The organism is uncultured Amnibacterium sp. (assembly GCF_964250715.1).
Lineage (GTDB): Bacteria > Actinomycetota > Actinomycetes > Actinomycetales > Microbacteriaceae > Amnibacterium.
In genome coordinates, this window is record NZ_CAXUGX010000001.1 from 61,055 (window position 1) to 82,154 (window position 21,100).

Genomic DNA, 21,100 nt, shown 5'->3' on the forward strand with positions numbered 1-21,100 from the left:
CCAAGGGACTGTCCAGGCAGGGGACTGATGGGCATGCCGGGGCCCGTACCGCAGTCCCTGAGCGATACACATACTCGTGGCGAGGATCGGAAGTAACCATGGCAGCGACCGCACGGCGCACCTTCGTCCTCGTCGACGGCGAGAACATCGACGCGACCCTGGGCAACACGGTGCTCGGCCGCCGGCCGGAGCCGGGCGAGCGGCCCCGCTGGGAGCGGGTGATCGACTTCGCCCGCACGCTGTGGGGGCAGGAGCCGACCGGGCTCTTCTTCCTGAACGCCTCCAACGGGCACCTGCCCGGTCCGTTCGTGACCGCGCTGCAGGGCGCGGGCTTCCGGCCGGTACCGCTCGCCGGCAGCGCGAACGAGAAGGTCGTCGACATCGGCATCCAGCGCACGCTCGACGCGCTGATCGGCCGTGACGCGGACGTGCTGCTCTGCAGCCACGACCGCGACTTCATCGAGCAGGTCGAGCGGCTGCTCGACGCCCACCACCGCGTCGGCATCATCGGATTCCCGGAGCTGGTCAGCGGCGCCTACGCGGCCCTCGACGTGCCGCTCTACGACCTGGAGACCGAGGTGCACGCCTTCAACTCGCCGTTGCCGCGCGTGCGGATCATCCCGCTTGCGGACTTCGACCCGGAGGCGTTCCTGCGCTGACCGCAGCGTGCGCGCCGCGGTCGATCCGAGGCCCGGCGCCCAGTCGGCGTCACGCGGTACCTGCACCTCCACGCGGTAGGCGTACACACCGCCCGAACGGTGTCAGTACCGCGCGGAGTGGGAGCGAGCCTCCCGGACTTGTCCGCGGATGGCGTGGCTCAGCGGATCGTCTTGCGCGCCGTGATCTGGCCGGTGTCGAAGCCCATCAGGTGCAGGCCGCCGTGGAAGCGGGCGTGCTCGATCTTCATGCAGCGGTTCATCACGACGGTCAGGCCGCTGCGCTCGCCGTAGTAGGCCGCGTCCTCGTTCCAGATGCCGAGCTGCACCCAGATCGTCTTGGCGCCGATCTTCACGACGTCATCGATGACCTGCGGGATGTCGCTGCCGCGGCGGAAGACGTCGACGATGTCGGGTACCTCGGGCAGCGACTCGAGGTCGGGGTAGACCTTCTGGCCCAGGATCTCCTTGGCCCGCGGGTTGACGAAGTAGACGCGGTACGGGCTGGTGGACAGCAGGTAGGTGGCGACGAAGTAGCTGGAGCGCGCCGGGTTCGGGCTGGCACCCACGATCGCGACGCTCTTCGCGCGCCGCAGGATCTGGAGTCGCTGCTTCGCATCCGGGCCGTGCCACGTGCGCTCCGCCTTGGAGCCGTGTGCCGAGCCGTGCGCAGAGGCGCCGGCGGAGGAAGAGGAGGAGCCGGAGCCGGACGCCTCGCCCCTCGCGGGTACGGCGCACGTCTCGGCAGGTGCCGATGCCGGTGTGGACTCCGACCCGCTCTCGTGCTGCGCGGTCACGACGGCGCCGTCCTCGGCCGCGACCGCGGATTGCGTTGCCGTACCCGGTCCGGCCGCGTTGCTGACCAATTTGTCCGATGTCTCGTCCATGGCGCCTCCCGCAGCCCATTCTGCCGTCGAGCCGGGATGTCGGACGCCAGCGGCCGCGGCCCCGCCGCTCGCACGTCCCGTCGGACACGCACATCCCGGCGCCGCGGTGCGCGAGGCCCGAGCGGGTGCGGGAGGCGGAGGCTCGCAGCAGCAGCAGGCGGGCCGGGGGTCAGCCGGCGGTGTCCTCGGCCCGTTCGCTGCGGGCCTCGGCGGGCGCCTCCGCCTGAATGGGGCTGAGCAGCGCCCAGGCGCCGAACGCCAGCCCGAGGACGAGCATGCCGATACCCGCCAACAGATTGACGTTGATCCCCGCGGCCTTCTGCAGCTCGGCCTGGGAGGTGAAGCCGATGCCCCAGACGATGCAGACCAGGCCGTAGATGGTGAAGAGCACCGCGATGATCATCCGCAACTCGAAGAACTTGGCCAGGAACCGCTGCCCGGCGCTGCCACCCGTGTCGCTCATGCGAACCTCCTCATGCCCGACTGCCTCGTACCGACCCTCATCAGGCGACCGCGAACAGAACGTACCCGCCGACCGTGATCGCCACGGCGACACCGGTCAGCACGTAGGGCGATCGGAGCAACCCGGGATCCCGCGGGAGCGCCTCGGCGCCGTCGGTCAGTCCGCGAACGAGTCCCCGCAACTCCGACTCCGGTTTCGGCTCCGTGCGGTAGGACACGATCACCGCCACGACGATGGCGAGCACGAATCCGACCGTGCCGCCGACGAAGCTGGAGCCCTGACCGGAGAAGCTGAACACCTTGGCCGTGTTCAGGATGAAGACGATGACCGCGCCGACGATGCCGGCGAGCAGGCCCGACCAGCCGGCTGGCGCCGTCATCCGCTTCCAGAGCAGCCCCAGGATGAAGACGGCGAAGAGCGGCACGTTGAAGAACGAGAACAGCGTCTGGATGTAGTCCTGGATGTTGCTGAATCCGGATGCGATGAAGGCGGTCCCGATGGCGAGCAGGGTCCCGACCACGGTCACGACGCGGCCGACCCGCAGGTAGTAGGCGTCGTCCCGGCCCTGGCGGATCCAGTCCTGCCAGATGTCGTAGGTGAAGACCGTGTTCAGCGAGCTGACGTTCGCCGCCATGCCCGCCATGAACGCGGCGAGCAGGCCCGCCAGGGCCACGCCGAGAAAGCCGTTCGGCAGCAGGTTCTGCAGCAGCAGCGGGATGACGTTGTTGTAGGTGACGTCGCCGCCCGAGCCGCCCTTCTTCAGGTCGACCAGTTGCGGGATCAACACCGAGGCGACCATGCCGGGCACGACGATGATCAGCGCGACCAGCGCCTTCGGGATGGCGGCGATCAGCGGGGTGCGGATGGCCGCGGGTGCGTCTTTGGCCGAGAACGCCCGCTGCACCTCGGTGAAGTTCGTCGTCCAGTATCCGAACGACAGCACGAAGCCGAGCCCCAGCACCACGCCGACCGTGCTGCCGATGCTGTTGGTGATGCCGGTCAGTTGCTCCGCCGGAAACGGGGTCAGGGTCGCCTTGCCGCCGGGCAGCGCGGAGATCTTGGAGACCAGGCCGTTCCAGCCGCCGACGCGGGCGAGGCCCACCAGGGTGACGGGGATCATCGCGGCGATGATCACGAAGAATTGCAGCACCTCGTTGTAGATGGCCGCGGACAGGCCGCCGAGCAGGGTGTACGCCAGCACGATGAAGCCGGCCACGACGATCGCGAGCCAGATCGGCCAGCCGAGCAGGGCGTTCACCACCAGCGCGAGGGCGTAGAGGTTGACGCCGGCGATCAGCACCGAGGCGACGGCGAAGAGCACCGCCTGCAGGCGCTGCGTCGTGCGGTCGAAGCGCTTGCGCAGAAACTCCGGGACGCTGCGCGCCTGCGAGCGGTAGTAGAAGGGCATCATGAACAGCCCGAGGAACAGCATCGCCGGCACGGCGCCGATCCAGTAGTAGTGCAGCGCCTGCTCGCCGTACTGCGCGCCGTTCGCCGACTGCCCGAGCAGCTCGGTCGCTCCCAGGTTCGCGGAGACGAACGCGAGACCCGTCACCCACGCGGGTAGCGAGCGGCCCGACAGCAGAAAGTCGAGGCTGCTCGACACGGAGCGGCGTGCGGCGAACCCGATGCCGAGGACGAGCAGGAAGTAGAACGCGACCAGGATGTAGTCGATCGGCTGGGCGTCGATCTTGAGCGGATTGCCGGCCATCGGAACGGCCGGGAGGAACGTGGTCGTGATGGTCGTGCTCCTTCACACTGACGTCTCGCTCGTCGCCGGCAACGCTGCCGGGACGCCGCGGAACGCTAACATCCCGAGCCCGGAAATTGGAACCGATCGCGCCCACCGTGTTCCATGGCGGTTTCCCTCAATCCCTGAGGTACCTTCTCGCTGCAGGCGCCCCTCGGGAGGCGTCGCCCGACGCTCGGAAGGTTCAACCATGACCGCCACCGCCCGCACGACCACGACCACGACCTCCGTGCCCACCGGACCGCGCCGCGCCTTCGCTGTGCTGATCGGGCTCAGCGCCCTGTTCGTGGTCTTCCAGTACTTCACCTCGGGCGAATTCATCACCGACGACATCCCCCATGAGACCCGCGAGACGTGGACGAACATCCACGGATTCGGCGCGTACCCGGTGATGGTGTTCGCGCTGATCGCGGCGATCGTCGCCTTCGCGCGCTTGCGTGCCGTGCGGGGGCTCGCGGTCGCCGCCGGGGTCTATTTCGTGGCGACCGTCGTGCAGTGGCTGCTCGGGCACGCCATCAGCACCCTGGGCATCGACGCGCTCACTCCGCTGCACGTCGTCGTCGCGGCGGTCGTGCTCGGACTCGCCGTCTGGCTCTCGGTCCGGTCGGCCCTGCTGCGTCGCTCGACGACGTAGCCCGCGCCGCTGACCCGCAGGCGGTCGGTCAGCGCCCTGCGGGGGCCGGTCACCGCCCTGCGCGGGCCGGTCAACCTACCCCCCCTACCCCCCCCAGCGCGGTCGATCAGCGGGCGGGCCGGATCAGCAGGCGGGCGAGCGAGACCCGGCTCCGCGGATGCGTCAGGCGACCGTGACCCGCTGCACCGCGGCCTCGAGGGCCTGGTCGAGGTCGTCGATGATGTCCGCCACGTCTTCGATGCCCACGCTGATGCGCACGAGGCCCGGCTGCACACCGGCGTCGACCAGCTGCTGCTCGGTCAATTGCGCGTGCGTGGTGGACGCCGGATGGATGACCAGTGTCTTCGCGTCGCCGATGTTCGCCAGGTGGCTGGCCAGGTCGACACTCTCGATGAACGTGCGGCCGGCCTCCCTCCCGCCCTTCACGCCGAAGCCGAACACCGAGCCCGGCCCCTTCGGCAGGTACTTCGCGGCGCGCTCGTGATGCCGGTGGTCGGGCAGGCCCGCCCAGGTGACGTACTCGACGCGGTCGTCGGCGTCCAGCCACTCCGCGACGGTGCGCGCGTTGTCGACGTGGGCCTGCATCCGGAACGGCAGCGTCTCCACGCCCTGAGCCAGCAGGAAGGCGGAGTGGGGAGCGAGCGCGGGCCCGATGTCGCGCAGCTGCTCAGCGCGCAGCCGGGTGAGGAAGGCGTACTCGCCGAAGTTGCCGCTCCACTCCAGGCCGCCGTACGAGGGGACGGCCGCGCCGAACAGCGGGAAGCGCTCGCTGTGCCAGGGGAAGCGGCCCGACTCCGACACCACGCCGCCGAGGGTGGTGCCGTGGCCCCCCAGGAACTTGGTCGCGGAGTGCACGACGATGTCGGCGCCCCACTCCATGGGGCGGGAGAGGTACGGGGTCGCGACGGTCGCGTCGATCATCAGCGGCACGCCGTGGGCGTGCGCGACGTCGGCCAGGCCGGCGATGTCCGCCACGTCGCCGGAGGGGTTCGCCACGCTCTCGGCGTAGACGACCTTGGTCTTCTCCGTGATGGCAGCGGCGAAGTCGGCGGGGTCGTCGGACTGCACGAATGTGGTCTCGACTCCGAAGCGGCGGAGCGCGACGTCGAGCTGGGTGAGCGAGCCGCCGTACAGCTGGGCGGAGGCGACGATGTGGTCGCCCGCGCCGGCCAGGGCGGCGAAGGTGATGTACTGCGCGCCGAGCCCGGAGGCGGTCGCGACGGCGCCGAGCGCGCCCTCCAGGCTGGCGATGCGCTCTTCGAAGCTGGCGACCGTCGGGTTGGCGAGGCGGCTGTAGATGGTGCCGAACTTCTGCAGCGCGAAGCGGGCCGCGGCGTCGTCGGCGTCGTCGAAGACGAAGGCGCTCGTCTGGTAGATCGGCAGCGCCCGGGCCCCGGTCACCGGATCAGGGATGTTCCCCGCGTGGATCGCCCTGGTGCGGAAGCCGTATTCGCGATCAGCCATGCGTCGAGGGTATCCGCGGCGCGCGGTGACGCGACGCGGGGCGCTCCTCCTCCGCTGCTCTGCCCCTCCGACAGTCCGAGGAATTCAGGAGAAGTCGAGGAATGCAGGCGGAATCGGCCCGAATCGGGACCCGGACCTCGATCTGTCCTGAATTCTTAGCAATTCAGGAGCCGCAGCGTGCCCGTCAGCGGTCGGCGAGCAGGGCCTCCGCCGCTCGACGGCCCGAGCGGAGCGCGCCCTGCGACGACGGGCTCTCGCGCCAGTCGCCGGCGACGTACAGGCCGGGCGCCAGCCGAGGTGTCACACGGACCTGCACGCTGCGCCGGGTGCCGCCGGGCAGGGCAGGGACCGCCTGCGGCACGCGGCTCTGTGCGACCTGCCGCCAGGATGCGGTGTCGACGCCCCACAGCCGGGCGAGCGTCGAGCGCAGCACGTCGTCGGGCAGCGGCTCCGGTCCGAGGGTCGAGGAGGCGATCAGCGCCCGGCCGCCGGAGCCGTAGGAGGGGGCGGCGTTGCTCAGCACCACGCTGTTCGCGACCGGGCCGCCCTCGGTGTCGAGCGCGATCATCGGGCGGTCGGTCGGTGGCGTCGGAGTGGCGTGCCAGGTGGTCGTGATCGCGTGCATCGTCGGCTGCGGCAGCCCGAGCAGGCTGGAAGCGCGCACGGGGTCCGCGGCCACGATCACGGCGCCGGCATGGACGGTCCCGGCGCCGGCGACGTCCACCTGGCCGGGCCGGACGGCCGTGACGACGCGGCCGGTCTGCACCGTGTCGGTCGGCAGCCGCTCCGCCAGCAGCGCCGGCAGCGCGCCCATGCCGGCAGCGGGCACCACCACGTCACCGCGGACGAAGGTGCGCAGCACGTACTCGGCGAACCGGCTGGAGGTGGTGAGCGCGTCCTCCTGCAGTACGCCGGCCAGGAAGGGGCGCAGGAAGTGCTCGGTCGGCGCCCCGTCGATTCGGTGCCGCTGCAGTGCGTCGCGGAAGGGCACATCCGCTCGGCGGCGCAGCAGGCCGACGGGGAAGTAGGCGACGCCGAGCAGGAACGCGCCGAGCCGCGCCCGTTCGGCGAGCGTGCCGAGCGGCCCGGTGAGCAGCCCCACGACTCCGGCCGGTATGCGACGGGGATCGGCGAGCAGGTGCAGCGCGTCGCCGGACCGCAGATACGCGCCGCGGTCGAGGCGCCGCAGGTCGAGGTGCTGCAGCACGTCCAGCCGTTGCAACTCGGAGTAGGCGGTGTTCAGCACCTGGAACCCGCGATCGACGATGAAGCCGTCCACCACCTCGGACCGCATCCTGCCGCCAGGAGCGTCGGCGGCTTCGAGCACCTGGACGGACCGGCCCGCAGCGACGAGCCGGGTGGCCGCCGCGAGTCCCGCGAGTCCCGCCCCGACCACCACCACGTCCGCCTCGGTCACCCGAGCGAACCTAACCGCGCCCGCTGCGAGGGCGGGATGCGGCGGGCCGCCGGGTAAGCGGGCCGGATGCCAACCGCGATGTTCCGACGACCCCTCAGGGCGCGTCGACGCGCCAGTCCTTCGGCGGGAGGCCGAGGAAGTCGAGGACTCGGGCCGCGTCCTGCTCCAGGTGCTGCAGCGCCCGATCGGGCAGCGGCTCGAAGGGGGTGAGGCGCACGTGGTCGCCGTCCAGCCGCCACAGGGCGACGGCGCGACCGTCGACCATCGCGAAGGGGCGGAAGATGCCGTTGGACGTGACCACGCGGGCAGCGTGGGGGCCGAGGATCGCCTCGCGCGAGGCCCAGCCGTGCAGGATCGGGTCGAACGGGCCGAGCAGGCGCGGTGGGGCGATGTCGTCCACGGCGGCCCGGTTGGTCAGGTCGATGAGACCGTCGGCGTCGGTCGTCGTCTCGTCGGCGATCGCGGCCAGCCCGCGTCGGGCGTCGCCCAGGTTCACGCCGCCCCAGACGGCCAGGTCGCGGGCGTCGGCCGGGCCGTGGCCCGCCAGGTAACGGCGGGCCAGGCGGCCGAGCGCCTCCGCTCGATCGAGGGGCTGCGGCGCCGGGCCGAGCCACGACTCCGCCACTACATACGCGTGCTCGCCCGCCACGATCGGCCCGCGGATCAGGTGTCGGCGGAGCGCCGCCGCGTAGATCAGGTGCATGAGCGCCTGGCCCGCGGTCGGGACGCCGGCGGCGTCGAGGACGGCGCGCAACTCGGCCCGTCGCTGTGGTCCGGCTTCGATCGTGCGGGCGGCGACCACATCTATGCCGCGAGCGGCATGCGACTCCGACACGCCTGCCCGACGCAGCCGGAGCGTGTTCGCCGTCGCTAGCTGCGGGGTCGTCAGCGGGTGCAGCCACCAGTAGTCGGCGGCGCGCACCAGGTGCAGGGTGCCGCGGTTCAGCCACGCGACCACGAGCGACCGGGACTCGGTGAACGCGTCCTCGACGTCGGCCGCCGTCACTCCGGCGGTCCGCGCCCGCACGGCCAGGCGCAGGCCGCGCGGGTCCTGACCCTGCACCGCGAGGATGCGCACGACCGCCTGCTCGGCGCTCGTGGCCGGGGTGCCGCGCAGCAACTGGGCCGCCAGGCGCTGTGCCGTCGGGTAGCCGAGCGCACCGCGCACGGTCGGCGGATCGCTCTGCACGTGGCGAAGTCTGCCGGGGTGCGGCGCAGCGCGCACGGCGGTTCGGGTGATCATGGATGGATGAGGCGTCCCCTGCTCGTCACCGCGCTGGCAGCGAGCCTGCTCGCCCTGACCGCCTGCGCCGCGCCCGCGGCCGATCCGGCTTCCTCGTCGCCGGCTCCCTCCTCACCGTCGTCCTCCGCGCCCGCGTCGTCGACTCCGTCCTCCTCCGCCGGGTCCTCGGCCAGTTCCGATGCGGCGTCGACGGACGTGACCACCTATCACCAGGACGCCCAGCGGACCGGGCGGTCGGCCTCCACTCCGGCGCCCGCGAAGCTCGCAGTGGACTGGTCGCACGACCTGGACGGCGAGGTGTATGCCCAGCCGCTGGTGGTCGGCGGGATCGTCCTCGTCGCCACTGAGAACGACACCGTGTACGGGTTCGACGCGGCGAGCGGACTGCAGCGCTGGAAGCGGCACCTGGGCACGCCGCAGCCCTCCGCGGCACTGCCCTGCGGCAACATCGACCCGACCGCCGGCATCACCGGGACCCCCGTCTACGACCCGGCGTCGAAGACGGTGTTCCTGGTCGCGGACGAGCAGGGGCCGCACCACCTCCTGTACGGCCTTGATCCGGCGACCGGCGCCACGCGGGTCCGCACGGGCGCCGACGTGCCGGGCAGCGGTCCGCGCACGGAGCAGCAGCGCGGCGCCCTGGCGCTGGCCGGCGGGCAGGTCTACATCACCTACGGCGCCCTGTACGGCGACTGCTCCAGCTATCACGGTGAGGTGGTGACCGCGTCGACGTCCGGGACGATCGTCGCGACCCTGGCCCTGCCGACGCGGAACGGCGGCGGCATCTGGACGCCGGCGGGACCCACGGTCTCGAAAAACGGCGATGTGTACGTCACCTCCGCGAACAGCGCCGCGCGGCCGGGCGACCAATACGAGTTCAGCAACGGGACGCTGCAGCTCTCGCCGACGCTGAAGGTCGAGCAGTGCTTCGCGGCGAAGGACTGGCAGGCGAAGGACGCGGCGGATCTGGGCCAGGGCTCCACCGGACCGACGCTGCTCGACGACGGCCTGATCGTGACCGCCGGCAAGGACCTGCCGAACTACGTGCTCGACTCCGAGCACCTGGGCGGGATCGGCGGCCAGGTGGCGACGACCGCCATCTGCCCGGCGTACGGCGGAACCGCGAACGTGGGCACGACCGTGTTCCTGCCCTGCACCTCCGGCCTGACCGCGGTGCGGGCGGACCGCGGAGGGCTGAAGCGGCTGTGGTCCGCCGACGGAGTGACCGGGTCGCCGGTGCTGGGCGGCGGAGCGGTGTTCGCGCTCGCGCAGGACGACGGAGTGCTGCACGCGTACTCGCAGGCCGACGGAAAGTCGCTCGGCAGCGTGCGGCTTCCGGACGCGACGACACGGTTCGCGACGCCGGCGCTCTCGGGTAGGCAGGCGTTCATCGGGACGACGAAGGGGATCGTCGCGGTTTCGGGCGTCTGATCCGGCGCACCCGGACCTGCGCCACGGTACGCACTGCGTCTGGCATCGCGCGGTAGCTCTGGCCTCGCGCGGTGTGCATGCTCCTCCCCAGCCCGACAGGGGCTGTGGGCCCAGCGTGTAGGCGCGGGTACCGCGCGAAGGGGCTGTCAGGCGAGGCGGGCGACGAGGGCCGCGCCCAGGTCGTCGCCGGAGCGCCATGCGGCCTCCACGCGGCTCTTCGACGACCAGCCGTCGCTGCACAGGCCGATGACGGACTGGCCGATGCTGCGCGTGCCGGTGCCGCGCTGGCCGACTCCGCGCTGATTGACTCTGCTCTGGCTGACTCCGCTCTGGCCGATGCCGCTCGGCCCGATGCCGCTCGCGTCCAGATGGAACGTCGCGTCCCGGCCGCTGGTCGGCTGCGCGAACGTCCACCGCTGCACACGGGTCTCGACCGGGTCGTGGTCGATGCCGAGCACCGAGCGCATCGCCCGCAGCATCGGCGGGATCGCCGACTCCGGATCGGCCAGGTGCTCGCGCGCGAGCCCGGGTGTCGAGTGCGCGACCAGTACCGGGGCACCGTCACCGCGGCTGCGGCCGTCGTCGGCGAGCCACCGCAGCTCCGCGACCTCCGAGACAAAGGCGCCGTCGAACTCCGGCCAGTCCCGCCGCTCGAAGCGGGCGACGAGCACGATCCCCGGGTCGTACGGCTGGTCCGCCACCGCCGCAAGGGCCGGGCGACGCTCGGCCAGCAGCCGCGCGGCCTGCGGGCCGGGCATCGCCAGCACGACCGCGCGCGCCTCGTCGCCGTCGATCAGCCGCTCGAAGTCGGCCGCGTCGAGCGTCGTCCCCGACCGGACGTCGAGCCCCTGCGCCAGATCCTCGACTAGAGCGCGGAGGGAGGCGGTCCCGGCGTACCGCACGGGCCCGGACTTGGCCTCGCTCAGGCCGCCGGGTCCGGCGGTGCGGAAGGTGTCCGTCCACTCGCGCGCCAGACCGCGAGCCAACCAGTCGTCCACCACCGCGTGGAATCCGTCGTCGGACACCGTGAAGTAGGGCGCACCCAGGTCCGCCGGATGCGGTCCGCCGGGCAGGTCGCGCAGGGTTCGGGCCCCCAGGCGTCCGCCGAGGCGCCGACCGCGGTCGACGACCCTCACGGACAAGCCGGCGTCCGACACCCGCCGCGCGCACGCGACGCCGCTGATACCGCCGCCGACGACGACCACGTCGGTGGTCACGAGCCGCCCGCCGTCCGCGCGAGGTGCGGGTGCTGATCCGCGCCGTTCCGCTCGGCCGGGCGGTCCCGCGACTCCGTCATGGCCTGATCCTCGCAGGCCGTTCCGGCGCGCTGGTCCGAGCCGGGCGACTCCACACCGCACCGACCTCCACTCCAACTACGGAGCGCCACCCCAACTACGGAGCGGCATGCACAACTACGGAGAATGGGAGCTCGAACTCGGCGCGTCGCCGAGGATCTCCGTACTTGGGATGATCTCCGTAGTTGGGGAGGTGGACTGAGGCGCCAGGTCCGGAACCTGCCGGAAACGTGCGGCGGGCAGACTGCATCGCACGGGCGGTGACACGGACGGCGATACCGACGGCGATACCGGACGGTGACACAGACGGCGATACCGAACGGCGATACCGACGGCGACACCGAACGGCGGTACCGACGGCGACCCGGACGGCGACTGGAGGAGTGACCATGGCGGACGGTGCTGCGACGGTGCACACGGCGGTGCCCACGGCGGTGCCCACCGCGACAACGGTGCCCACGATCGACATCGACCGGGATCCGGCGGTGGTGGGGCGGGAGATCGACGACACGCTGCGGTCGGTCGGGTTCTTCCAGATCGTGCAGCACGGCGTACCCGACGACGTCGCCGACGCCTGCTGGGACGCCGCCGCAGCCTTCTTCGACCTGCCGGTCGAGCAGAAGCTCGCCGTGGAGCGGGAGGAGGGCGGCCTCTACGGCTACTTTCCGATGCGCAGCGCGTCCCTTGCGGCCTCCCGCGGCGTGCTGACGCCCGGGGACCTGAAGGAGTCGTTCAACATGGGGCCGACCGCCCCGCCGTCGCATCCGTTCGCCGACGCCGACGAGGCCGCGCTATTCGCCCCGAACCGGTGGCCGGCGGCGCTGCCGGGCATGCGGCCGGCGTGGGAGGCGTACTTCGCGGCGATGCAGTCGCTGTGCGCGCGGCTGATGTCGATCTTCGCGCTCGGCCTCGACCTGCCCGCCGACGCGTTCGCCGAAGCGATCGACGGGGGAGCGGGGGCCCTGCGGGCCATCAACTATCCCGAGCAGCGGACCGCGCCCGAGGCCGACCAGTTGCGGGCCGGCGCGCACACCGACTACGGCACCCTGACCGTGCTTCGCCAGCAGGTGGGGCGCAGCGGCCTGCAGGTGTTCGACGAGCGGACGGAGGCGTGGCTCGACGTGCCGGCCGTGCCCGGCGCCCTGGTGATCAACATCGGCGACCTGATGGCCCGCTGGACGAACGACCGGTGGACGTCGACCCTGCACCGCGTGGTCGACGGAGGTACGGGTGCCGGCGCCGGGTCGGGCGTCTCGACGCGGCGGCAGAGCATGCCGTTCTTCCACAACGCGAGCTACTCCGCGCCGATCGAAGCCCTGCCGACCTGTATCCCTGCAGGCACGCAGCCGCGGTACGAGCCGGTGCTGGCCGGCCCGCACCTGGCCGCCAAGTCGCGTCGCTCGGTGGTCGCTCCGGCCTGACCCGGCCGGCACCGACCTCGCCTCCGGTCAGGACAGATTCGCGACCGAGCGCACGAGCGCCGCCATCGCTTCGGCGCCGAGGCAGCGCATCTGCAATGTGCTGGAGCGGAGGGTGTCGGTGCCGCTGGCCGTGAGCACGGTGGTGATGCGCAGGTCGCCGACCGGCACGCCTCGACCGACGTCGATCGAGCGGATCGATTGCAGCTCGAGCACGATGTCGCGGCCCGCGTCGACCGTGGCGCTGCCGGGGCGGAACTGCAGCGTGCGGTCGGTCAGCCGTAGCCGCCCCGCGACCCAGACCGGCGCCGTGGGTCGAGCCCGGCGGACCGCGCGGGCAAGGGGTGCGAGCGCGGCCGGCGGCCCGAAGTGCCGCACGCCGTCGACCTCCGCGGGCAGAGCGGCCACCGGCAGCAGCACCTCCGCCCGCCGACTGGTGAGCACGTACTCGTCGTCGGCCCCCTCGCCTAGGGCGTCCTTCGCGGCGTGGTCCTCTGTGGCGTCGAACCCGTCGGCACGCGCGGTCACGGCGCCACCGTAGCGCCCGGCACTTCACAGTCGGCGGGTGCTGCTGCCGGAATGACGCCATCCTCAGGGAGGACTGCCACGATGCCGCGATGAGCGACTCCGACTCCGTGCTGCTGCCCGACGGGCGCCGGCTCGACATCGCGATCTCGGGGCCCGCGGACGGGCTGCCGCTGATCTTCCACCACGGGACGCCCGGCTCGGCGCTGCAAGCGCGGGCGATGCAGCGGGCCGCCGCCGAGCGCGGGCTGCGGCTGGTCACGATGTCGCGGCCCGGGTACGGCGACTCCACCCGCCAGCCGGGCCGGCGCGTGGTCGATGCCGTCGCGGACACGCGGGCGGTGTTGCGCTCGATCGGCGCAGACCGGTGCCTGGTCGCCGGATGGTCGGGCGGCGGTCCGCACGCGCTGGCTTGCGCCGCACGGCTGGACGCGGCGGCCGCGGCGCTCGTGATCGCCGGCGTCGCGCCCTTCGACGCGGACGGCATCGACTTTCTGGCCGGCATGGGGCAGGACAACATCGACGAGTTCGGTGCCGCGCTCCACGGCGAAGGGGCACTGCGGACCTATCTGGACGCGCAGCGGCCGGAGCTGCTCGAAGCGGATGCGAGCGGGATCGTCGCGGCGATGAGCAGCCTGCTGCCGCAGGTGGACCGGGCGGTGCTGACCGATGAATTCGGGGAGGACACGGCGGACGGTTTCCACGAGGCGCTGCGTACCGGCGTGGACGGCTGGCTGGACGACGACCTCGCATTCTCGACCGACTGGGGCTTCGACCTGGCCGAGATCGCGGTGCCGACCGCGATCTGGCAGGGGAGCGAGGACCTGATGGTGCCGTTCGCACACGGCCAGTGGCTCGCGGGCCGCATCCCCGGCGTCGTTCCGCACCTGCAGCAGGGCCAGGGTCACCTCTCCATCGGCATCGGCGCCATGGCCGCGATGTTCGACGAACTGGTCGCCGCCGCCTGACGCCTTCGCGGCGCGAGGAATTCAGGCGATTCCGACTTCCGGGACCGGATCCGGCCGGTTTGCGCCTTCGTTCCTCGATTTCTCCTGAATTCCTCGGCGCCACGGGGGCTCAGGAGGAGGGCGTCAGGCGTGGCGCAGGCAGGTGGTCGCGAACGGGCGCGCTGCGAGCCGCAGCGGCGGGATCGGGTCGCCGCACACCGCGCAGCGGTCGGACGTGCCGGCATCGACGCGGGCGATCGCGGTGTCGATCTGCGTCAGCCGCGACACCGCTGCCGATCGCAGCGCGTCGGCCTGCGATCGCTCGAACGCGATCGTCGCCCCCTCAGGATCGTGCTCGTCGTCGGTGTTCGCGTCCGCCCGCGCCGCCGTCACCCGCTCGATCTGACGATCCAGCACCTCGATCGTCGACACCGTCTCGGATTGCAGGGCAGTCAGCACCGAGCGACGCTGCTGCGCCTCCGCTGCCCGGTCATCCCGACCCCGGCTGAGCTGGTCCGCGCCCGGATCAAGACCGGCCTCGGCGTCAGACACCGAACGAGTTCCACTCCGTCACGCGAATCCGGGCGAATGCGTACGGGTGGGCGCGGTCGTCGTACGGTTTGCCCACATAGTGCTGCGAGAGCCGATCGATCACGGTCAGGTCGGGGTCGTCGCCCACCTCCTGCGCCTCGCCGTGCAGGGTCACCTGCCGATACCAGCTGGAGTCGTCGAGCACGGTCAGCGTCAGGCGGGGATCCCGCTCCAACTGGCGCCGACGAGGGCTCGACGCACCCATGGTCAGCAGCACGACCGGCTCCTCCCACAGGTACCAGACCGCCGCACTGACGGGAGCGCCGTCCGTGCGGATCGTCGCCACCACCGCAGGATTCGGACGACGGAGCAGATCGAGGACGGCGGGCGACATGGGCTCCATGCGCACATTCTCCGCCCGTGTGCCTGCCCGGCCCTCCGCCCTCCGCTCGCCCGCCCCGCGCCCACGTGAGCGACACGTGAGCGCGGTGTGAGCGGCGACCGCCATCATCGTGAGTGCGGTCGAACTGACGGCTGCACCGAGCGAGAAGCACGAACGAAAGGAGGGACGCGCATGACGACCACTGCGACTCCCGCCATCGAGGCGACCGGCCTCGTCAAGAACTTCGGGGACAACCGCGCCGTCGACGGTGTGGACCTGACCGTGGCCGCCGGCACGGTCTACGGCGTGCTGGGCCCCAACGGCGCCGGCAAGACCACCACCATCTCCATGCTCGCCACCCTGCTGAAGCCGGACGGCGGCAGTGCCCGCATCTTCGGCCACGACGTGGTGCACGAGGCGCGCACCGTGCGCGGCCTGATCGGCGTGACCGGCCAGTACGCCTCCGTCGACGAGAAGCTCTCGGCCACCGAGAACCTGGTGATCTTCGGCCGCCTGCTCGGCCTGAAGCACCGCGACGCCAAGCAGAAGGCCGCCGAGCTGCTGGAGGAGTTCGCGCTCACCGAGGCCGCCCGCCGCCCGCTCTCGAAGTTCTCCGGCGGCATGCGCCGGCGCCTCGACCTGGCCGCCAGCCTGATCGCGCAGCCGCCGCTGCTGTTCCTGGACGAGCCGACCACCGGCCTCGACCCCCGCACCCGTGCGCAAATGTGGGACACCATCCGGCGCCTGGTCAGCACCGGCTCCACCGTGCTCTTGACCACGCAGTACCTGGACGAGGCCGACCAGCTGGCCGACCGGATCGCGGTCATCGACCACGGCCGCGTGGTGGCGGAGGGGACCGCGGACGACCTGAAGGCCTCCGTCGGACTGGCCTCGCTGCAACTGCGGCTCGCCGACCCCGCGGACGGCCGTCTCGCGCGGCAGAGCGTGCACGACGTCCTCGGCGTGACCGTCGCGGCGGGCACCGACCCCGGCCTGCTCGTCGTGCCGCTGCAGAACCCCGACCGGGTCACCGACCTGCTGGTCGAGCTGCGCGGCAACGGAATCCGCCTCAGCGAGTTCGGCGTGCAGAAGCCGACGCTCGACGAGGTCTTCTTCGCCATCACCGGCCGCCCGGCCGACGACCAGACCGCCGCTACGCCGGAGAAAGACGAGGTGCTCGCATGACCACCACCCAGCTGATTCCTGCACCGGCGCCCGCGCCGCTCGCCCGCGCGTACCCGCGCACCGGTCCAGCCGCGACCGTCTCGCAGTCGATCACGATGGCGTACCGAGGGCTGCTGAAGGTCAGGCGCACACCCGAGCAGCTGTTCGACGTGACCCTGCAACCGATCATCTTCACGGTGATGTTCGCCTACATCTTCGGCGGCTCCATCGCCGGGAACGTGCAGGACTACCTGCCGATCCTGATCCCCGGCATCCTCGTGCAGACCGTCATCACGGGCTCGGTGGTCACCGGCGTGCAGCTGCGCGAGGACATGGACAAGGGCGTGTTCGACCGCTTCCGCTCCCTGCCGATCGCGCGCATCTCGCCGCTGGCCGGCGCGCTGCTCGCCGACACCGTGCGCTACGCCATCGCGACGACCATCACCTTCGTGGTCGGCGCGATCATGGGATACCACCAGATCACCGACCACCTGGGTTGGACGGTCGTCGCGGGCCTGCTCGTCGTCGTGGTCGCCTGGTCCATCAGCTGGATCTTCGCCCTGTTCGGGATGCTCGCCCGCACCGCGTCGAGCGTGCAGGGCATTTCGTTCCTCGTGCTGTTCCCGCTGACGTTCCTCTCCAACGCATTCGTGAATACCGACAAGCTGCCGGAGGTGCTGAAGGTGTTCGCGAACATCAACCCGATCTCGCACCTGATCAGCGCGGTGCGCGACCTCGTCAACGAGCAGGCGGTGACGGGCGACTTCTGGCTTTCGCTGCTGGGCGCCGCGGTCGTCGTCGCGATCTTCGCGCCGCTGACCGTGCGTGCGTACATGCGCAAGGCCTGAGCGGAGGGCTCAGCCTGTCGGGTCAGCCGGGTCAGTCCGTCGGGAACGGCAGGCGCAACTCCGGGCGGCTCAGGATCCGCACCGCCTGTGCGATGGCGTCCGGCCCCGTCGCGGGCGTCGCGGAGTCGGGCGGGGAGCCGGGCGGGGAGCCGGGCGGGGAGTCGGACTGGGAGCCGGCTGGAGAGCGGGTCGGAACGGCGGATGCGCCCCCGACCAGCTGCGCCACCGCAGCGATGCTCGGCAGGTCGAGTCGGGCGCCCGTGGTGGCGGCCAGGCGCACCAACTCCGCGCCCGCCGAGCGGCGGGCGTCGTCCGACCGCAGCAGCACGCCGGCCAATCCCAGCAGCCCGGTCCCGTACACCGGCGTGTCGACCATGAACGTCGGGACCCTCGGCAGCGCGAGCAGCAGGCTCCGCAGCCGCCGGTAGCCGGCCACGACCGCGGGATCCGTACGAGCGTCCGGTCGCGCGGCGAGCGCCGCCAGGGCCGACCCGCGCGCTACCACCAGCCAGGGTGCGCCGGGCGGGATCGGCACCTCCATCGCCTGCCGCCACCACTGATCGGCGTCACCGGTGCGGCCGCGCGCCTCGGCTATCTCCGCGAGGGCGACCAGCGCGATCACGAGCACGTCGTCCTGGTCGTCGGGCCGCGCACTCGGCAGGTCGGCCAGATGCTGCAGCCGACGCTCCGCCGAGGCGAGGTCGCCCCTCGCGAGCTCGTTCACCGCGATGATCCAGTCCAGCTGGCGCACATCGGCCCGCGTGTCCAGATCGAGCAGCCGGTCGCGCACCGCCGTGGCCGTGCGCAGGGCGCGCTCCCGGTCGCCGGATTGGCTGTACAGCTGCGCGAGCGCGGCGCGGGCGGTGAGGCCGATCCACGCCAGCCCGAGGCGCTCCGCCAGCGCGCCGGCGCGGGACGCGTCCCGCTGCGCGTCGGCGATGCGGCCGAGGTTCTCCCGTAGCAGCGCGCGGACGAGCAGGGCGAACGACGCCACCGCCGGATCCGTCGACGCCGTCGGCGCGTCGATCAGCTCCTCCGCGTCGCGCGGCAGCCGGACCTGCAGCAGCAGTCGCGCGTAGGTCGGCCAGAACCGCTCGTCGGCGGGATCCAGCCCGTGGACCGCCCGACGCAGCAGCGCCGTCGCGCGCAGGGTCCCGGGCTGGTTCGCCACCTGCAGGACGACGGCGGCGAGGGTCAGCGCCCGCAGCTCGGTCTGCTGCGCGAGGGGAGTCGTCGCGCGCCGCCGGGCCGCCGCGACGGCGACCGGTGCGGTCGCGAGCACGCTCGGGAACTCGCTGCGGGACAGCCACCACTCGCCGAGCAGCGCGTAGACGGCCAGCACCACTCCCTCCCGGCCGTGCACGTCCGCGCGCAGCAGCGCGAGCAGCGTCTCCTCCTCGTCGGCGAGGGCCCGGACGTCGCTCTCCTGGACGGCGGTGCTGATCCCCGCCGCGGTCCGCTCCGTGAACGCCGTGGCCCAGGCGTCGAGCGCCGCGGCGGCCCGCTGCTCCTCACCCGCCTGCGCCAGCGCGCGCAGCCCGAACTCGCGCACCGTCTCCAGCATCCGGAACCGCGCGCCCAGCGTGCCCTCGCGCAGGGTCAGCAGCGACTGCTCCACCAGCTCGTCGAGCACGGCGGCCGGGTCGTCGCCCAGCACGACTTCGGCGGAGTCGGCGGTGAAGCCGTCGGGGAAGATCGCAAGCAGCGCCAACGCCGTGCGGGTGCGCTCGCGCAGCAGCTGCCAGCTCCAGTCGATCACCGCGAACAGGGTGCGGTGGCGTGCGGGCGCGGTGCGGTCGCCGCCCACGAGCACGCCGAAGCGGTCGCCGAGCCGTCGGTCCAGCTCGAGCAGGGTCATGGATCGGAGCCGTGCCGCGGCCAGCTCGATCGCCAGCGGTAGGCCGTCCAGGCGGGTGCAGACGCGTTCCACCACGGCGGTGTCCAGCACCGCATCCGGCCGTACCGCCGCGGCGCGCTCGCGGAAGAGGGCGGCCGCGTCGGTCACGGGATGCAGCGGAGCGAGGGCGACCATCCGCTCGCCGGCGACCAGCAGGGGCACGCGGCTCGTGGTCAGCACCGTGAGCGACGGGACGGCGGCCAGCAGGTCCGCGGCCAGTGCCGCGACCGCGTCGACCACCTGTTCGCAGTTGTCCAGGATCAGCAGGGTCCGCCGCGCGGCGAGCGCCTCCCGGATGCGAGTGGGCAGGTCGGCGACCGGAGCGTCCGTCAGGCGCCGGCCGGCCCGAACGGTGCGCGCTCCCACTGCGTCGCCGAGCACCAGCGGCACGTCGTCGCCGCTGCGTGCCCCGGCCAGCTCGACGAACACGATCCGCTCGAACCGGTCCGTCAGCGCGGCCCCCACCGCGTGGGCGAGCCGCGTCTTGCCCAGGCCGCCGGCACCGCCGATGGTCGTCAGGCGGTGCTGCGGGATCGCCGTGACCAGGGCCCGCACCTCCTCGTCGCGGCCGAGCAGCGCGTTCGGGGCGGCGCGCAGGCCGACCGTCTGTGCCTTCTGCGCCGGGGCGCTCTGATTCCGTGTCTCCTGGGCCGGGGCGGTCAGCGTCTGCTCTGCCCGAGCGCCTCGGTCCGGTGCGCCGGGTACGCGGGCGGAGGTGCGGAGCAGTTCGGCGTTCAGGGCGGTCAGCTCGGCGTCCGGGTCCGCGCCCAACCGGTCGGCCAGACGCTCGCGGTAGGCCGCGAACGATCCCACGGCCTCGCTGACGCGGCCCGCCGCGGCGAGGGCCCGCATGCGCAGCAGCTGCAGGGGCGCGTCGACCGAGTCGGCTTCGAGACGATCCAGGTCGGCGAGGGCCCCGTTGGGGTCGTCGGCAGCCAGCAGCGCGGTCGCTCGAGCGCGGAGGAGGCGGTTCCGCGCTCGATCCGTTCGGGTGCGCAACTCCTCCGTCAGTTCGGAGGGCTCCAGGTCGGCGGCCGGCTCGCCGTCGAGCAGGCGCAGCGCGTCGGCGAGTTGCGCCAGATCGGGCGGTGCGGCCGAGGTCAGCAGGTTCGCGGCGTGCTCCACGAGTGCCAGATCGGACTGCGGCAGCGTGTAGCCGACGGCCGTCGAGAGCACGGTGTCGGGTCGGGCGACGGCTCGCAGGCGCGAGACGAGCATCTGCAGCGCGGCGCGCGGGTTGCGCGGCGGCTCGTCGCCCCAGACGTCCTCGATCAGCCCGGATGCGGAACGGCCGGCCCCGCCCGCAAGTGCGAGCGCGATGACCAGGCGCTTGCCGAGCGTCCCCGGCGCCTCCGCGGTCGACCCGTCGGCAGCCGTGATCCGCACGGCGCCCAGCACGCGAACGGCGATGGCCGCCGAGGTCGGATCCGCGAACCGGCCGTCGGGGGCCGGCCTCACATCCGCAGGCCGGGCCGCGGGGACGGCGCCTTCCGCCCCGCCCGCCTCCACGCCGCGAGCCTAGCCAGCGCCCCGTCCGCCCCCGTCCTCCGCCCGTCCGCCGATCACTGAGCACTTGAGCAGGACCAGGTCCCGACAGCAGGTCCACCGTCGACGGGGAGCCTGCTGACGAGACCGTGTCCTGCTGTCGCGCTCGCTCAGGCGGCGAGCAGGCCCGCCATCTCGTCGAAGAAGCCGTTCCAGCCGGCTTCGGCCTGCCTGTACTGCTCGTCGGTCAAGTTGCCGCCGCGCTGGGTCATCGTCATCCGGGTCCCACCGTCGACCTCGGCGAGGTCCACGGTGACGGGCTCCCGCGCCGGGTTCGCCGGGTCGTCGGTCATCGTGAAGGCCAGCCGCTGCGGCGTCTGCACCTCGATGTACTCGCCGGTCCAGTCGATCCGCTGCCCGTCCGGCAGGTGCATCACGGCCGACCAGGCGCCGCCGACCCGCACGTCCATGACGATGGTGGCCAGCGGGACGTCGACGGCCGCCGTGCCGAACCAGACGGAGAACTGCTCCGGAGCCGTCCAGGCCGCCCAGACGACATTCCGCGGAGCATCGAACACGCGGGTGATGGTGATGCCGTCGGTCATGGTCGTGGCTCCGTCCGTCCGGTGCAGTCAGGTGCCGTGCGATCGAGTGCGATGCGGT

General features: G+C 72.4%; 19 protein-coding genes. 7 read left to right on the forward strand and 12 right to left on the reverse strand.

Annotated features, from left to right (window positions below):
• Positions 1 to 98: 98 nt before the first annotated feature.
• Entirely contained in the window at positions 99 to 659 is a 561-nt protein-coding gene (locus ACFE7H_RS00295; RefSeq protein WP_375399193.1) for an NYN domain-containing protein, read from the forward strand.
• A gap of 158 nt (positions 660 to 817) precedes the next feature.
• On the opposite strand, the gene ACFE7H_RS00300 is transcribed toward ACFE7H_RS00295, so the two are convergent.
• The 3 genes from ACFE7H_RS00300 to ACFE7H_RS00310 form a co-directional block, all read right to left on the reverse strand.
• Complete coding sequence (locus ACFE7H_RS00300; RefSeq protein ID WP_375399680.1) at positions 818 to 1,255, reverse strand: CoA-binding protein; 438 nt, start codon at positions 1,253 to 1,255, stop codon at positions 818 to 820.
• A 457-nt stretch (positions 1,256 to 1,712) separates the two neighbouring features.
• On the reverse strand, positions 1,713 to 2,006 hold the full coding sequence (locus tag ACFE7H_RS00305) for a hypothetical protein (protein WP_375399194.1): 294 nt from the start codon (positions 2,004 to 2,006) through the stop codon (positions 1,713 to 1,715).
• 40 nt (positions 2,007 to 2,046) lie between these two features.
• Positions 2,047 to 3,717, reverse strand: coding sequence for a sodium:solute symporter family protein (locus ACFE7H_RS00310; RefSeq protein ID WP_375399195.1), 1,671 nt, complete (start codon positions 3,715 to 3,717; stop codon positions 2,047 to 2,049).
• 229 nt (positions 3,718 to 3,946) lie between these two features.
• Between ACFE7H_RS00310 and ACFE7H_RS00315 the strand changes: the two genes are divergently transcribed.
• Positions 3,947 to 4,390 carry a hypothetical protein gene (locus tag ACFE7H_RS00315; RefSeq protein WP_375399196.1) on the forward strand — a complete coding sequence of 148 codons (444 nt, stop codon included), beginning with the start codon at positions 3,947 to 3,949 and terminating at the stop codon, positions 4,388 to 4,390.
• Positions 4,391 to 4,552: 162 nt separating this feature from the next.
• Here ACFE7H_RS00315 and ACFE7H_RS00320 read toward each other — a convergent pair whose 3' ends face one another.
• The 3 genes from ACFE7H_RS00320 to ACFE7H_RS00330 form a co-directional block, all read right to left on the reverse strand.
• Positions 4,553 to 5,854 (reverse strand): O-acetylhomoserine aminocarboxypropyltransferase/cysteine synthase family protein, encoded by a 1,302-nt coding sequence (locus ACFE7H_RS00320; protein WP_375399197.1) that lies wholly within the window; start codon positions 5,852 to 5,854, stop codon positions 4,553 to 4,555.
• Positions 5,855 to 6,038: 184 nt separating this feature from the next.
• A complete protein-coding gene (locus ACFE7H_RS00325; RefSeq protein ID WP_375399198.1) occupies positions 6,039 to 7,271 on the reverse strand; it encodes an NAD(P)/FAD-dependent oxidoreductase in 1,233 nt (410 codons plus the stop codon).
• Between the two features lie 94 nt (positions 7,272 to 7,365).
• Entirely contained in the window at positions 7,366 to 8,514 is a 1,149-nt protein-coding gene (locus ACFE7H_RS00330; RefSeq protein WP_375399199.1) for a winged helix DNA-binding domain-containing protein, read from the reverse strand.
• A 6-nt stretch (positions 8,515 to 8,520) separates the two neighbouring features.
• Here ACFE7H_RS00330 and ACFE7H_RS00335 point away from each other — a divergent pair, with 6 nt between their 5' ends.
• Positions 8,521 to 9,945, forward strand: coding sequence for a PQQ-binding-like beta-propeller repeat protein (locus tag ACFE7H_RS00335; protein ID WP_375399200.1), 1,425 nt, complete (start codon positions 8,521 to 8,523; stop codon positions 9,943 to 9,945).
• Positions 9,946 to 10,091: 146 nt separating this feature from the next.
• On the opposite strand, the gene ACFE7H_RS00340 is transcribed toward ACFE7H_RS00335, so the two are convergent.
• Complete coding sequence (locus ACFE7H_RS00340; protein WP_375399201.1) at positions 10,092 to 11,162, reverse strand: NAD(P)/FAD-dependent oxidoreductase; 1,071 nt, start codon at positions 11,160 to 11,162, stop codon at positions 10,092 to 10,094.
• A gap of 467 nt (positions 11,163 to 11,629) precedes the next feature.
• Between ACFE7H_RS00340 and ACFE7H_RS00345 the strand changes: the two genes are divergently transcribed.
• On the forward strand, positions 11,630 to 12,661 hold the full coding sequence (locus tag ACFE7H_RS00345) for an isopenicillin N synthase family dioxygenase (RefSeq protein WP_375399202.1): 1,032 nt from the start codon (positions 11,630 to 11,632) through the stop codon (positions 12,659 to 12,661).
• A gap of 27 nt (positions 12,662 to 12,688) precedes the next feature.
• Here ACFE7H_RS00345 and ACFE7H_RS00350 read toward each other — a convergent pair whose 3' ends face one another.
• Positions 12,689 to 13,186: a hypothetical protein gene (locus ACFE7H_RS00350; RefSeq protein WP_375399203.1), complete on the reverse strand. Its 498-nt coding sequence runs from the start codon at positions 13,184 to 13,186 to the stop codon at positions 12,689 to 12,691.
• An 89-nt stretch (positions 13,187 to 13,275) separates the two neighbouring features.
• Here ACFE7H_RS00350 and ACFE7H_RS00355 point away from each other — a divergent pair, with 89 nt between their 5' ends.
• Positions 13,276 to 14,151 carry an alpha/beta fold hydrolase gene (locus ACFE7H_RS00355; RefSeq protein WP_375399204.1) on the forward strand — a complete coding sequence of 292 codons (876 nt, stop codon included), beginning with the start codon at positions 13,276 to 13,278 and terminating at the stop codon, positions 14,149 to 14,151.
• A 123-nt stretch (positions 14,152 to 14,274) separates the two neighbouring features.
• On the opposite strand, the gene ACFE7H_RS00360 is transcribed toward ACFE7H_RS00355, so the two are convergent.
• Positions 14,275 to 14,682, reverse strand: coding sequence for a TraR/DksA family transcriptional regulator (locus ACFE7H_RS00360; RefSeq protein ID WP_375399205.1), 408 nt, complete (start codon positions 14,680 to 14,682; stop codon positions 14,275 to 14,277).
• Positions 14,675 to 15,064: a PPOX class F420-dependent oxidoreductase gene (locus tag ACFE7H_RS00365; protein ID WP_375399206.1), complete on the reverse strand. Its 390-nt coding sequence runs from the start codon at positions 15,062 to 15,064 to the stop codon at positions 14,675 to 14,677. Before ACFE7H_RS00365 ends, ACFE7H_RS00360 begins: the two co-directional genes overlap by 8 nt.
• A 171-nt stretch (positions 15,065 to 15,235) precedes the next feature.
• Between ACFE7H_RS00365 and ACFE7H_RS00370 the strand changes: the two genes are divergently transcribed.
• Together ACFE7H_RS00370 and ACFE7H_RS00375 are read left to right on the forward strand one after the other, a co-directional pair.
• Positions 15,236 to 16,228: an ATP-binding cassette domain-containing protein gene (locus ACFE7H_RS00370; RefSeq protein ID WP_375399207.1), complete on the forward strand. Its 993-nt coding sequence runs from the start codon at positions 15,236 to 15,238 to the stop codon at positions 16,226 to 16,228.
• Positions 16,225 to 17,055 carry an ABC transporter permease gene (locus tag ACFE7H_RS00375; RefSeq protein ID WP_375399208.1) on the forward strand — a complete coding sequence of 277 codons (831 nt, stop codon included), beginning with the start codon at positions 16,225 to 16,227 and terminating at the stop codon, positions 17,053 to 17,055. Before ACFE7H_RS00370 ends, ACFE7H_RS00375 begins: the two co-directional genes overlap by 4 nt.
• 31 nt (positions 17,056 to 17,086) lie before the next feature.
• On the opposite strand, the gene ACFE7H_RS00380 is transcribed toward ACFE7H_RS00375, so the two are convergent.
• Positions 17,087 to 20,461, reverse strand: coding sequence for a BTAD domain-containing putative transcriptional regulator (locus ACFE7H_RS00380; protein WP_375399209.1), 3,375 nt, complete (start codon positions 20,459 to 20,461; stop codon positions 17,087 to 17,089).
• Positions 20,462 to 20,607: 146 nt separating this feature from the next.
• Positions 20,608 to 21,042 (reverse strand): SRPBCC domain-containing protein, encoded by a 435-nt coding sequence (locus tag ACFE7H_RS00385; RefSeq protein ID WP_375399210.1) that lies wholly within the window; start codon positions 21,040 to 21,042, stop codon positions 20,608 to 20,610.
• Positions 21,043 to 21,100: the final 58 nt, after the last annotated feature.